The organism is Porphyrobacter sp. YT40 (genome assembly GCF_006542605.1).
GTDB lineage: Bacteria > Pseudomonadota > Alphaproteobacteria > Sphingomonadales > Sphingomonadaceae > Erythrobacter.
This window is the reverse complement of sequence record NZ_CP041222.1, coordinates 2,857,354-2,869,597: the sequence shown is the minus strand read 5'-3', so window position 1 is coordinate 2,869,597 and position 12,244 is coordinate 2,857,354. Positions and strand designations below refer to the sequence as shown.

Genomic DNA, 12,244 nt, shown 5'->3' with positions numbered 1-12,244 from the left:
ATCGCCATGGGTCTTGCGGAACGCGAAAGCGTAGTCGGGGCTGGTGGTCGGGGCCTTTTCGAGCCTCCCGCGAACAGACCGCGTTCTGACCCACACCGGCATCATCCCGGCGGCGCCGTCACATTTGCTCGTAAACTAGCGCGGACAGGGCGAGCCACGCGGTGAACATCACCAGATAGGGCCAGCGACGCGGCCACAGGCGCGCCACCAGCAGCGTCGCTGCCGCCGTGCCGGCGAGAGCGACAAGTGCCGCGCCCGCCAAGCCTGCGCCCATGCCGGTCCAGGCGCCCGCGATGGCCATGCTCGCCCACTGCGCGGGCAGCAGCGCCAGAAGCCATTCGGGCAGCGCCTCCGGCCGGGCCGCAGCGGTTGCCAGAATGGCGGCCTCACCCGCGACGACGAAGACGGCGATCAACCAGCCCCGCGCTTCCCCGCTGCGGGCAAACAGAGCGCCGCGTGCAGCGAAGCTGAGGCTTGCGGTGGCGATGGCGAGAGCGAACCATAGCGGGTCTTGCAACGGCGGCATTCCGACGGCCTGCGCCAGCATCAGCAGGCCTGCACCCGACAGCAGCGCCAGCACCACGCCCAGCCAGAAGCGTGCCGCAGCGGCGGCGGCGATGATGCCGGCTCCCATCAGGCCCACTGCCAAAATCGCGGCGCCGGCCCCTGCGGCCGCATCGGCACCCAGCAGAAGCAGGGCACCCGCCGGCGCGACGACCCCTGCCAGCGCGGCGGACGACCATGCCAGCCGGGGCCAGACCGGGCGCTGGAGCGGAGAGAGGACCTGCATATGGCCGACCTTGGGCAAAGCGCGCCCGATTGTCGAGCGGCGAGGCCGGGGACGCGGTTCGGCCACGGCATCCGCCGCCTTCACCGGTGCGGCGCCTTGCGGTTTGACCCAGCGGCCCCGTTCCCTATGCTGGCGGCATGACCCGCGCTTGCCCTCCACTCGCGCCGCCGCCTCCGTTGTCGCTGCTGCTCGATCAGGGCCGCGTCGCGCTGTTTCTCGACTTCGACGGAACGCTGGTGGACATTGCCGACGCCCCCGATGGGGTCACCGTGGCGCCGCGCCTGCCCGAGCGGCTCGAGCGTCTCGGCGCGCGGCTCGGGGGTGCGCTGGCGCTGGTGACGGGGCGGAGCATCGACAATCTGACGGACTTTCTCGGTGAGCCCGATCTTCACCTTGCCGGATCGCATGGCGGCGATGTGCGCGCGCCGGGCGGCGCAATCCTGCGCGAAGGCCAGGCCTTGCCGCAGCCGGTCGCCGCCGCGCTGGAGCGCTTTGCCGCCGACCGCGGGCTGCTCTACGAGCGCAAGGCCCACGGCGGCGCGCTGCATTACCGCACGCAGCCCGAGCGCGAGGACGAGACCCGCCAATTCGCGCTGGAACTTTCCCAGGCCCATGGCCTTGTGGCCAAGACCGGCAAATGCGTGGTCGAACTCGCATGGCCCGGCAGCGACAAGGGCGGGGCGGTCGACCTGCTGGCGGCGCGCCCGCCATTCGCCGGGGCGCTGCCGATCTTCATTGGTGACGATGTCACCGACGAGGACGGTTTTGTCGCCTGCGCCCGGCTGGGCGGATTCGGTATTGCGGTGGGGGAACGGGTTTCGGCCGCCGCGACCCATGGACTTGGAAGCGTGGAGGAAGTGCACAAGTGGCTGGAGCTGTAACGCCCGATCTCGAGCTGTGGCCAATCGGCAATTGCCAGATCAGCGCCTTGATCGACCGGGCCGGCGGCGTGGTGTGGAGCTGCATTCCGCGGGTCGATGGCGACCCGGTGTTCTGCGCGCTGATGAACGGCGATGCGCGCGACGAGGGCGTCTGGCGCTTCGAGCTGGAAGGGCAGGTCAGCGCGCAGCAGGAATATATCCGCAACACCCCGATCCTCGTCACTCGGCTCGAAGCGGAGGATGGCAGCGCTCTCGAAGTGCTCGATTTCTGCCCGCGCCATGAAGGCAAGGGGCGGATGTATCGCCCGGTCGCGATCAGCCGCATCCTGCGCCCCGTGGCGGGCAATCCCCGCGTGCGCACAGTGCTGCGCCCGATGCGCGACTACGGCGCCGCGCCTGCGGAGACCACCCGCGGCACCAACCATATCCGCTATCTGATGGGGCGCGAAACGCTGCGGCTCACCACCGATGCGCCGGTCGGCTTCATCCTCGATGGGCGCAGCTTCCGCGTGGAGGAGGATCTGCATTTCTTCCTCGGCCCGGATGAGCCATTTCAAGGCAACCTGCGCGAGGAAATCCGCCGGATGGAGCAGGCCACGCGCAGCTACTGGCAGCGCTGGGTGCGCGGACTGGCGACACCGTTCGAGTGGCAGAGCGAAGTCATCCGCTGCGCCATCACGCTCAAACTGTGCCAGCACGAGGAGACCGGCGCGATCGTCGCCGCGCTCACCACCTCGATCCCCGAAGCCCCGCATTCGGAGCGCAACTGGGATTACCGTTACTGCTGGATTCGCGATTCCTATTACACCGTGCAGGCGCTGAACCGCATCGGCGCGCTAGATGTGCTGGAGAAATATCTCGCCTATCTGCGCAACATCGTCGACGCGGCCAAGGGCGGGCAGATCCAGCCGCTTTATTCGGTGATGGGCGTCGCCGAACTGACCGAGGAGACCGCCCCCGCGCTGGCAGGCTATCGCGGCATGGGCCCGGTGCGCGTCGGCAATGCCGCCTACAAGCAGGTGCAGCACGATTGTTATGGCCAGATCGTGCTGCCCACGGTGCAGGGCTTCATCGACCAGCGCCTTCTGCGTATCGCCGACGAGCGCGATTTCGAGAGCCTCGAACAGGTTGGCGAAATGGCCTGGGCGATGCACGACCAGCCCGATGCAGGCCTGTGGGAGTTTCGCACGCGGCAGGAGGTCCACACCTATTCCGCGGTGATGAGCTGGGCCGCCTGCGACCGGCTGGCGTTCGCCGCCGAATGGCTCGGCAAGGATGACCGTGCCGGCCTGTGGCGCGAGCGGGCCGATGCGATCCGTGCCCGGATCGAACAGGACGCCTGGGTCGAGAACGGGGGCGAGGGCGGCCATTACGGTGCCAGCTTCGAGAGCGATTATCTCGATGCCAGCCTGCTCCAGATGGTCGAGCTGCGCTTTCTCGCGCCCGACAACCCGCGCTTCGCATCGACCTTCGCCGCGATCGAGGAGCAGTTGCGGCGCGGCGATTTCATGCTGCGCTATGCCGCCGAGGATGATTTCGGCGCGCCCGAGACCGCGTTCAACGTCTGCACTTTCTGGCTGATCGAGGCGCTGCATCTGGCGGGCCGCAGCGAGGAGGCGCGCAATCTCTTCAATACCATGCTGAGCCATACCACCGCATCGGGTCTGCTGAGCGAGGATCTCGATTACAACACCGGCGAATTGTGGGGCAATTTCCCTCAGACCTACTCGCTGGTCGGCGTCATCAATTGCGCCGGCCACCTTTCGAAACCGTGGAGTAATGTGCGTTGAGCCGTCTGGTCGTGATCTCCAACCGTGTCGCTGTCCCCAAGGCCCGCGGCGCTGCCGGAGCCCAGGGCGGGCTCGCCGGGGCGCTCAATTCCGCGCTCAAGGATCGCGGAGGCATCTGGTTCGGCTGGTCCGGGCAGGAGAGCGAGGATCCTGCCGGCAGCATCAACCTGCAACGCCACGAAGGGGTCACCACCGCGACGATCGATCTGCCCGCGCGCGACGTCGAGGAGTATTACAACGGCTATGCCAATTCGACCTTGTGGCCGCTATTCCACTACCGGCTCGACCTGACCGAATACGAGCGCGAGACGGGCCGGGGATACGAGCGGGTCAACCAGCGTTTCGCCGATGCCGTGGTGCCGCTGATCGAGCGTGACGACATGGTGTGGGTGCATGACTATCACCTGATTCCGCTGGGCGAGCGTTTGCGCGCGCATGGGGTGACCAACCGGATCGGGTTCTTTCTCCACATCCCGTGGCCGCCCACCCGCCTCTTCGTCTCGCTGCCGTTCCACGAAAGGCTGGTGCGCTCGCTGCTGGAATACGACCTGATCGGTTTCCAGACCGACGAATGGCGCGGCAGTTTCCTGCATTATTGCAGCAAGGAACTGAACGCCGAAGTCGACGAGGCAACCGGCACGATCAATTTCGAAGGGCGCTCGGTGATTGCGCGCACCTATCCCATCGGGATCGACTGGGAGCACTTCCAGGCCCAGGGCAACATGGGCGAATCGCGCAATGCGCACCAGCGCCTGCTGTCTTCGACCCGCGATCGCACCGCGATGATCGGGGTCGATCGGCTCGACTATTCCAAGGGTCTGCCCGAGCGGATGGACGGCATCGGCCGGTTCTTTGACCAGCACCCGGAGCGCGTGCGCGACCTCGTCTTCATTCAGGTGGCGCCGCCCAGCCGCGAGGATGTGAAGAGCTATCAGGACATCCGAATGGTGCTCGAACAGAAGACCGGGCAGATCAACGGCGCGCGCAGCGAAGTAGACATGGTGCCGGTCCGCTACGTCAACCGCGGCTATACCCATGCCGAACTGTTCGGCTTTTTCCGCGGGTCGAAGATCGGGCTTGTCACACCCTTGCGCGACGGGATGAACCTGGTCGCCAAGGAATATGTCGCGGCGCAGGACCCCAGGGATCCGGGCGTGCTGATCCTGTCGCGCTTTGCCGGGGCGGCGGAGCAGCTCGGGCTGGACGGCAAGGGCGCGGTGCTGGTCAATCCCTACAGCCCGGACGACATATCCGATGCAATTTTGCAGGCGCTCGACATGCCGCTGGACGAGCGCAAAGCCCGCTACGAGGCGATGATCGGGACCATTCGCGACGACAATGTCCAGACCTGGACTCAGCGCTTCTGCGACGATCTGAGGGGCTAGTATCGGGAATCGCGGACGCGCGGGCTACTCGCGCAGCCAGTCGGCAGTAAGCGTGCCGCGGTGCCCCTCCGGTGCCAGCGCGACGCGCAGCGCCTCCAGCAGCGGCGGCAGCTCTTGCGTGAAGGCATAGGGCGGGTTCACGATGAACAGGCCCGCGCCGTTGTAGATGCCGGGCTGATCGCTGTCGTAAAGCCAGTGCTCGACGCTCAGGAATTTCGGGATGCCGGTCTGGCGCAGCTTGTCCTTCCAGCGCAGGTGCGCGGCGCGATCCTTCAGCGGATACCAGATCACCGTCACCCCATGCGCCCATTTGCGGTGCGCCGCCGCGAGGGTGGCGGTTATGCGGGCGCGCTCGTCGGTCTGTTCGTAGGGCGGATCGACCACCACCAAACCGCGCGGGGTGCGGGTGGGCAGCATCGCGAGCCACAGCTCATAGGCATCGCGCTGATGCACCGCGGCAGGCGTGCCGCGCATCGCTCCGCGCAGGGCATGGGCATCCTCGGGGTGCTTCTCGTTGAGGATCAGCGCGTCCTGCGGGCGCAGCAGCTGCGCCAGAACACGCGGGCTTCCCGGGTAGAGGCGCGGGCCAGCGCACGCGGCATCGCCGTCGTTCGCCGCCAGCACGGCAGCGCGGTAATCATCGAGCAGCGGATCGCTGTTCGCAAAGGCGCGCATCACGCCCCCGGCAGCCTCGCCGGTGCGCGCGGCCTCCTCGCCGAACAGGTCGTACAGCCCGCAGCCCGCATGGGTGTCGATCAGCGTCAGCGCCGAGGGCTTCAATTGCAAGGCCCTGACCAGCGCGATCAGCAGGCTGTGCTTGACGACATCGGCGCTGTTGCCGGCGTGGAAGGAATGGCGGTAATTCACACGCTGACTTCCATGAAATGTCCAGGTGCGATCCCTGCGACCGTCCAGTCGCCGATCGACCAGCGCACCAGCCGCAGGGTGGGCAGCCCCACCGCCGCCGTCATCCGCCGCACCTGCCGGTTGCGCCCCTCGCGGATGGTGAGCTGCAGCCAGCTGTCGGGGACGGATTTGCGCACGCGGATCGGCGGGTCGCGCGGCCATAGGTCGGGCGCATCGATGCGCTCCGACTCGGCGGGGAGGGTCAGGCCATCCTTGAGCATGACGCCCTGCCGCAGCCGCGCCAATGCTTCGTCTTGCGGCTCGCCTTCGACCTGCACGAGATAGGTCTTGGGCAGCTTGAAACGCGGATCGGCGATGCGCGCCTGCAAGCGCCCGTCATCGGTGAGCAGCAGCAGGCCCTCGCTGTCCCGGTCGAGCCGCCCCGCGGGGTAGACGCCCTTTGCCGCGATGAAATCCGACAGGGTCGCACGCGTCGTCGGCGATCCGCGATCGGTGAATTGCGACAGCACGCCGAAGGGTTTGTTGAACAGCAGCAGCCGGGCCATGATCGGCTCTTATCGCGGTAAGGTCAGGATGTCTCCATGCCCGGCGCGATCCGGATGGCAGAAGGAAACTGGCTGGGGCGGAAGGATTCGAACCTTCGCATGGCGGTACCAAAAACCGCTGCCTTACCGCTTGGCTACGCCCCAGCAAGAGCCGCGCTCTATAGCGGCTGAAACGGGGATGTGAAGGGGGCGAAAGCGGGGATTTTTCGCCCCCCTCGACAGCGTCAGGCGGGCGGGCCGGCCATCAGGCGCTTGCCCTTGAAATCGGCGGGCGAGTGGCGTTCGCGCAGCTGCGTGTCCTCGTCCCCCCAAACCTTGTTGACGATCCGCCCGCGCTGCACGGCGGGACGCGCGGCGATTTCCTTTACCCAGCGACCGACGTTCTTGTAATCGTCGATGCTGAGGAAGGTCCTGGCGTCGTTGTAGATATTGCCTTCGGTGAAGGGCGCCAGCCACGGGAAGTTGGCAATATCGGCGAGGGTGTATTCGTCGCCTGCCAGGAAGCGGCTTTCCGCGAGCCGCTTGTCGGCGACGTCGAAGATGCGCTTGGTCTCCATCGCATAGCGGTTGATCGGATATTCGTATTTCTCGGGCGCATAGGCGTAGAAATGGCCGAAGCCGCCGCCGATGAAGGGACCGCTGGCGACCTGCCAGAACACCCAGCTCAGCACCTCGGCGCGTTTGGCCGGATTTGCAGGGAGGAACATCCCGAACTTTTCGGCCAGATGGACGAGGATCGCGCCGCTTTCGAACACGCGAAAGGGTTTTTCCGGATCGCTCTTGTCGAGCAGCGCGGGGATCTTGGAATTGGGGTTCACGCCGACAAAGCCGCTGGTGAACTGTTCGCCATCGCCGATGTTGATCGTCCAGGCGTCATACTCCGCGTCTGTGTGCCCCGCCTCGATCAGCTCTTCGAGCATCACGCTCGCCTTCACCCCGTTGGGCGTGGCGAGCGAATAGAGCTGGAAGGGGTTTTCGCCCTCGGGCAGCGCCTTGTCCTCCCGCGCGCCTGCGGTGGGGCGGTTGATCGAGGCGAAACGGCCGCCCGAGACCGTGTCAGCGCTCCAGACGGCGGGCGTGGTATAGGTGGGATCGGCCATGCGATGTCACTCCTTTCGGGCGCGGCGCAAACCCGCGCTTTCTTGCCTCCTAGCTGGCGTGCGGCGGGGCGCGGTGCAAGGTGGAACATTGCAGCCCCGCGTCGCATTTGCTTGGCCATGGAAAAGCTGATCTATGTCGACGACGATCTCCCCGGCATCACCCGCCGCCGTGCGGGCAAGGGCTGGGCCTATTACGACCCCTCGGGCGTGCTGATCCGCGATGCCGGGGAAAAGCGCCGCCTCAACGCGATCGCGCTGCCGCCGGCCTATTCCGATGCGTGGTTCTGCCCCGCACCCAACGGCCATATCCTGGCGACCGGCTATGACGACGCGGGGCGCAAGCAGTATCGCTATCACCCCGATTTTCGCGCCCAGCGCGAGAGCGCGAAATACGATTCCTGCGTCGCCTTCGCCAAGCGCCTGCCGTTGATGCGCAAGCGGGTGGAGGAGGATCTCGCCGCGCGCGGTGTGGCCCGCGAAACGGCGCTCGCCGCAGTGGTGCGTCTGCTCGATCTGTCTGCGATCCGCATCGGCAACGAGCAATATGCCAAGAGCAACGAGAGCTATGGCGCGACCACCTTGCGCGCCGATCATGCCGAGGTGGGCCGGCGTCGGCTGGTGCTGCACTTCACGGCCAAGGGCGGCAAGGATCGCGAACTCGAAGTCGAGGATGCCGATCTGGCCGCCGCCGTGCGCCGGATGGAAAGCCTTGAAGAGGAGGGCGAGGACCATCTGTTCCGCTACGAGGACGAAGATGGGGACGTATGTCCCGTCACTTCTGCCGACGTGAACGCCTATCTGCGCGAGGTGATGGGCGAGGATTTCTCCGCCAAGCATTTCCGCACGTTCCACGCCAGCAGCCTCGCCTTCGAGCGGCTGGCCACGGGGCGCGGGGTGGTGAAGATCGGCGAGATGCTGGAGCACGTTGCCGACCGGCTCGGCAACACGCCCGCGATTGCGCGCAAGTCCTACGTCCATCCAGCGGTGATCGCGCGGGTCGAGGGGCAGGAGGAATGGCGCAAGGGGTTGAAGCTGCCCCGCCAGACCCGCTGGCTCACCCGGGCCGAACGCGGGCTGATCGCGTTTCTGGAGGAATGCGGCACGGCGAGAGACTATCTCGCCGCCGACGCGGCCTAGGCAGCGCGCGCAAGCCGCGTTACAGCCGCGCCAGCGAAAGGACTGCACGCGGATGACCGAGGCCCACCCCTTCTTCGACATGCACCAGCATGGCTTCGTGCGGGTCGCCACCGCGACCCCGTGCAGCCGCACCGCCGATGTGGCCTACAACACTGCCGGCGTGCTTGCCGAGGCGCGCAAGGCGCACGAGGCCCACGTCGATCTGGTCGTCTTCCCCGAACTGACGCTGTCCTCCTACGCGATCGACGATCTGCTGCTCCAGCACGCGCTGATCGAGCGGGTCGAGCTAGCGCTGGCCGAGATAGTCGAAGCCTCGGCAGAGCTCGATCCGGTGCTGGTGCTGGGCGCGCCGCTGCGCCGGGCGGACAAGCTCTATAATTGCGCGGTGGTGATCGCACGCGGTCAGGTGCTCGGCGTGGTGCCCAAGAGCTTCCTGCCCAATTACCGCGAATTCTACGAAAAGCGTCACTTCGCCCACGGACGTGGGTGCATCGATCTGTGGATCGGCGTGGCGGGTGAAGAGGTGCCCTTCGGCACCGACCTCATCTTCGCCGCCGCCAATCTGCCGGGCTTCCGCTTCGGGGTCGAACTTTGCGAGGATTTCTGGGCGCCGGTGCCGCCGGGAATGCAGGCGGCGATGGCGGGGGCGCTGATCCTGTGCAATCTCTCGGCCTCGCCCGTCACCATCGGGCGCGCGGACGACCGCCACCTCCACTGCCGCTCCTCCGCAAGCCGCGCGATTGCCGCCTATGTCTATTCGGCGAGCGGCTATGGCGAGAGCACCACCGATCTCGCGTGGGACGGGCAGGGCGTGGTCTACGAGATGAGCACCTTGCTCGCCCAGTCCGAACGCTTCGACCGCGTGGGCGAACTCAACATCGTCGACATCGACACCGAACGCCTCGCGGCCGAGCGGATGCGCAACCAGACCTTCGCCGATGCCGCAGAGTGGGCAGGGAGCCCCGCCGACACCTATCGCCGGATCATGTTCGAGCACGCCTATCGCGATGGCGATATCGGCCTCGTCCGCCCCGTCGCGCGCTTCCCCTTCGTGCCCGACCGGCCCGAAAAGCTCGACGAGGACTGCTACGAGGCGTTCAACATCCAGGTCGATGCGTTGATGCGGCGGATCGAATCGACCCGCACCAAAAGCCTCGTGATCGGCATTTCGGGCGGGCTCGATTCCACCCATGCGCTGATCGTCGCCGCCAAGGCCTGCGACCGGCTGGGCCTGCCGAGGAGCACGATCCGGGGCTACACCATGCCCGGCTTCGGCACCTCGGAAGGCACAAAGAGCAACGCGCACCGGCTGATGGCGGCGATGGAGATCACCGCAGGCGAAATCGACATCCGGCCCGCCGCGATGAAGATGCTGGAAGATATCGGCCACGCCTTTGCCGATGGCGAGCCGGTGCATGATGTGACCTTCGAGAACGTGCAGGCGGGCCTCAGAACCGATTACCTCTTCCGGCTCGCCGGGCAGCATGGCGGCTTCGTCATCGGCACGGGGGACCTCAGCGAACTGGCGCTGGGCTGGTGCACCTATGGCGTGGGCGACCACATGAGCCATTACGGCGTCAACGCGGGCGTGCCCAAGACGCTGATCCAGTATCTGATCCGCTGGGCGATCCGCACCCGCCAGTTCACCGATGCCTGCGGCGAGGTGCTCGGCGCGGTGCTCGACACCGAGATCAGCCCCGAGCTGGTGCCGCCCGGCGCGGACGGGGCGATGCAATCGACCGAGAGCCTCGTCGGGCCCTATGAGCTGAACGACTTCTTCCTCCATCACGTGATCCGCTACGGTCAGCGGCCCAGCAAAGTCGCTTTCCTCGCATGGCACGCCTGGAAGGACGCGGGCGCGGGCCTGTGGCCGGCGGGCTTTCCCGAGGATGGCAAGAACGCCTACGATCTCCCCACCATCGCCCACTGGCTCGACCGGTTTTGCGCGCGCTTCTTCGGTTTTTCGCAGTTCAAGCGCTCGGCGCTCCCCAACGGGCCCAAGGTCTCCTCGGCAGGGGCGCTGTCTCCGCGCGGGGACTGGCGCGCGCCGTCCGACGCGGTGGCGAGCGTGTGGCGCGAGGAACTGCGCCAGCGTCTCCCCGACGAGGTTGCGCGCGACCTTCCCGCCTGATGCCCAAGAGCCTGCCTCTCTCGGCGCTGGGCATCATGCTGTTCTGCAATGTGGCCTGGGCGATGAATGTCGTGGTCTCCAAGATCGCGGTGACGACGCTCGGCCTGCCGCCGCTGTTCTACACCGTGTTGCGTTCCGCGACGGTGTTGGCGGTGCTGTTCCCGCTGCTGCTGCGCCAGAAGCCCGACCGGCTGGGACTGGTGCTGCTGATCGGCTTTGCCATCACGGGGGGAAGTTTCGGGCTGCAATTCATCGGGCTTCAGACCGCTACCCCATCCGCTGTCGGGATCGTCAACCTTGCCGGAGCGCCGCTCACCGTGCTCTTCGCGATCATCTTCCTCGGCGAGGAGGTGCGCTGGCGGCGCGGGCTGGGGATGGCGCTTGCGCTGGGCGGAGTGGGCCTCGCGATCGGCGCACCGTCCGACGCAGGCGATCCGGTGGGGCTGGGTTTCGCCTTCGCGGGCGTGTTGATCGGGGCGTTCGCTTCGGTCTTCGTCAAGCGGCTCGATATCGGCGCGGTGAGTTTGCAGGCGTGGGCGGGGCTCGCCTCGCTCGGCGTGATGCTGCCGGGAACGCTCTTGCTGGAGAGCGGCCAGATCGCTGCGGTCACCGCCGCGCCGCTGGCGGCGGCGGCCTGCGTGCTGTTTGCGGGCGTCGTCGTATCGGTTGGCGCGCATTCGGCCTATTTCCGGCTTTTTCAGGCGCACGACGCCAATCTGATCGTGCCGCTGACGCTGCTGACCCCGCTGCTCACCATCGCCTTCGGCACCTGGCTGACCGGCGATGCGATCGGCTGGCCGCTGATCATCGGCGGCACCATGGCGCTGATCGGCGTGGCGATCATCGTCATCCGCCCGAGCCGAACCATCCCCAAGCCGCAGCTTACGCAGCCGGAACTCTAGGCCGCCGAGCCTGCGTCACCACGGCGGGAAGGTCTAACGCGCGCGTGCAGCCTTGAAGGCGGAGACGATCGCGCACGCATCGGCGGCGATCTCGCCAATCGGCTTGCCCGGCTTGAACAGCGATCCGCCGATCCCGAAGCCGGTCACCCCGGCAGCGAGCCAGTCGGCCATGTTGCCCGCATTGATCCCGCCCACGGCATAGATCGGCGTCGCGGGAGGCAGAACCGCGCGCACCGCAGTGATGATGGCGGGTGCGATCATTTCGGCGGGGAAGATCTTGAGCCCGCTTGCGCCCGCTTCGAGCGCAGCGAACATCTCGGTTGGGGTCAGCACGCCCGGCAGGCTGACCATGCCGCGGCTCGCGGTCCGGCGGATCACCGCGGGGTTGCCGTTGGGCGAGACCACCAGCCCCGCACCCGCCTCCGCGAGCGCATCCACCTCAGCTTCAGTCAGCACCGTGCCCGCGCCGATCAGCGCGCGGTCGCCGAAGGCCTCGACCAGCGCGGCGATGCTGGCGAGCGGGTCGGGCGAGTTGAGCGGCACTTCGATGATGTCGAACCCGGCCTCGACCAGCGCTGCGCCCACGGCAACAGCGCGCTCGGGCTCCAGCCCGCGCAGGATCGCCACCAGCGGCAGCCTGCCTTCGATCGTGTGTGTCATGCTGCGCTCCTTGCCGCCCGCAATTGTGCAATCGCACCGGGAATGCAACAAGCGCG

The 12,244-nt window shown here is 67.0% G+C and carries 11 protein-coding genes and 1 tRNA gene; 6 read left to right on the top strand and 6 right to left on the bottom strand.

The genetic code is table 11. From position 1 onward, the window contains the following. Window positions 1-118 precede the first annotated feature (118 nt). Window positions 119-790 carry a hypothetical protein gene (locus E2E27_RS18780; protein ID WP_181443445.1) on the bottom strand — a complete coding sequence of 224 codons (672 nt, stop codon included), beginning with the start codon at window positions 788-790 and terminating at the stop codon, window positions 119-121. Window positions 791-927: 137 nt separating this feature from the next. On the opposite strand from E2E27_RS18780, the gene otsB reads away from it, so the two are divergent. From otsB to E2E27_RS13440, 3 genes are read left to right on the top strand one after another with little or no spacing between them, the layout of a single operon-like run. Next, on the top strand, window positions 928-1,671 hold the full coding sequence (gene otsB / locus E2E27_RS13450) for a trehalose-phosphatase (protein WP_141459955.1): 744 nt from the start codon (window positions 928-930) through the stop codon (window positions 1,669-1,671). Beyond that, window positions 1,656-3,461: a glycoside hydrolase family 15 protein gene (locus E2E27_RS13445; protein ID WP_141459953.1), complete on the top strand. Its 1,806-nt coding sequence runs from the start codon at window positions 1,656-1,658 to the stop codon at window positions 3,459-3,461. The genes otsB and E2E27_RS13445 overlap by 16 nt, the downstream gene beginning before the upstream one ends. Beyond that, window positions 3,458-4,846, top strand: a complete 1,389-nt coding sequence (locus E2E27_RS13440; RefSeq protein WP_141459951.1) for an alpha,alpha-trehalose-phosphate synthase (UDP-forming) — start codon at window positions 3,458-3,460, stop codon at window positions 4,844-4,846. The genes E2E27_RS13445 and E2E27_RS13440 overlap by 4 nt, the downstream gene beginning before the upstream one ends. A gap of 24 nt (window positions 4,847-4,870) precedes the next feature. Here the strand turns inward: E2E27_RS13440 and E2E27_RS13435 are convergent, their stop codons facing one another. From E2E27_RS13435 to yghU, 4 genes are all read right to left on the bottom strand, one after another. Next, window positions 4,871-5,713 carry a 23S rRNA (adenine(2030)-N(6))-methyltransferase RlmJ gene (locus tag E2E27_RS13435; RefSeq protein ID WP_141459949.1) on the bottom strand — a complete coding sequence of 281 codons (843 nt, stop codon included), beginning with the start codon at window positions 5,711-5,713 and terminating at the stop codon, window positions 4,871-4,873. Continuing rightward, a complete protein-coding gene (locus E2E27_RS13430; protein ID WP_141459947.1) occupies window positions 5,710-6,258 on the bottom strand; it encodes a pseudouridine synthase in 549 nt (182 codons plus the stop codon). Before E2E27_RS13430 ends, E2E27_RS13435 begins: the two co-directional genes overlap by 4 nt. Window positions 6,259-6,327: 69 nt before the next feature. Next, window positions 6,328-6,402, bottom strand: a tRNA-Gln gene (locus tag E2E27_RS13425). 80 nt (window positions 6,403-6,482) lie between these two features. Next, window positions 6,483-7,358, bottom strand: coding sequence for a glutathione-dependent disulfide-bond oxidoreductase (yghU, locus tag E2E27_RS13420; protein ID WP_141459945.1), 876 nt, complete (start codon window positions 7,356-7,358; stop codon window positions 6,483-6,485). 117 nt (window positions 7,359-7,475) lie between these two features. On the opposite strand from yghU, the gene E2E27_RS13415 reads away from it, so the two are divergent. From E2E27_RS13415 to E2E27_RS13405, 3 genes are read left to right on the top strand one after another with little or no spacing between them, the layout of a single operon-like run. Continuing rightward, complete coding sequence (locus tag E2E27_RS13415) at window positions 7,476-8,495, top strand: DNA topoisomerase IB (protein ID WP_181443444.1); 1,020 nt, start codon at window positions 7,476-7,478, stop codon at window positions 8,493-8,495. Window positions 8,496-8,547: 52 nt separating this feature from the next. Continuing rightward, entirely contained in the window at window positions 8,548-10,626 is a 2,079-nt protein-coding gene (locus tag E2E27_RS13410) for an NAD(+) synthase (RefSeq protein ID WP_141459941.1), read from the top strand. Then, complete coding sequence (locus E2E27_RS13405) at window positions 10,626-11,528, top strand: DMT family transporter (protein ID WP_141459939.1); 903 nt, start codon at window positions 10,626-10,628, stop codon at window positions 11,526-11,528. The genes E2E27_RS13410 and E2E27_RS13405 overlap by 1 nt, the downstream gene beginning before the upstream one ends. Window positions 11,529-11,561: 33 nt before the next feature. On the opposite strand, the gene E2E27_RS13400 is transcribed toward E2E27_RS13405, so the two are convergent. Further along, entirely contained in the window at window positions 11,562-12,188 is a 627-nt protein-coding gene (locus E2E27_RS13400; protein ID WP_141459937.1) for a 2-dehydro-3-deoxy-6-phosphogalactonate aldolase, read from the bottom strand. Window positions 12,189-12,244: the final 56 nt, after the last annotated feature.

Bases quoted from the DNA above. Each gene is read 5' to 3' on its own strand.
- otsB (WP_141459955.1), top strand. From the start codon at position 928: ATGACCCGCGCTTGCCCTCCACTCGCGCCGCCGCCTCCGTTGTCGCTG.
- yghU (WP_141459945.1), bottom strand. From the start codon at position 7,358: ATGGCCGATCCCACCTATACCACGCCCGCCGTCTGGAGCGCTGACACG.
- E2E27_RS13430 (WP_141459947.1), bottom strand. From the start codon at position 6,258: ATGGCCCGGCTGCTGCTGTTCAACAAACCCTTCGGCGTGCTGTCGCAA.
- E2E27_RS13415 (WP_181443444.1), top strand. From the start codon at position 7,476: ATGGAAAAGCTGATCTATGTCGACGACGATCTCCCCGGCATCACCCGC.
- E2E27_RS13410 (WP_141459941.1), top strand. From the start codon at position 8,548: ATGACCGAGGCCCACCCCTTCTTCGACATGCACCAGCATGGCTTCGTG.
- E2E27_RS13400 (WP_141459937.1), bottom strand. From the start codon at position 12,188: ATGACACACACGATCGAAGGCAGGCTGCCGCTGGTGGCGATCCTGCGC.
- E2E27_RS13405 (WP_141459939.1), top strand. From the start codon at position 10,626: ATGCCCAAGAGCCTGCCTCTCTCGGCGCTGGGCATCATGCTGTTCTGC.
- E2E27_RS18780 (WP_181443445.1), bottom strand. From the start codon at position 790: ATGCAGGTCCTCTCTCCGCTCCAGCGCCCGGTCTGGCCCCGGCTGGCA.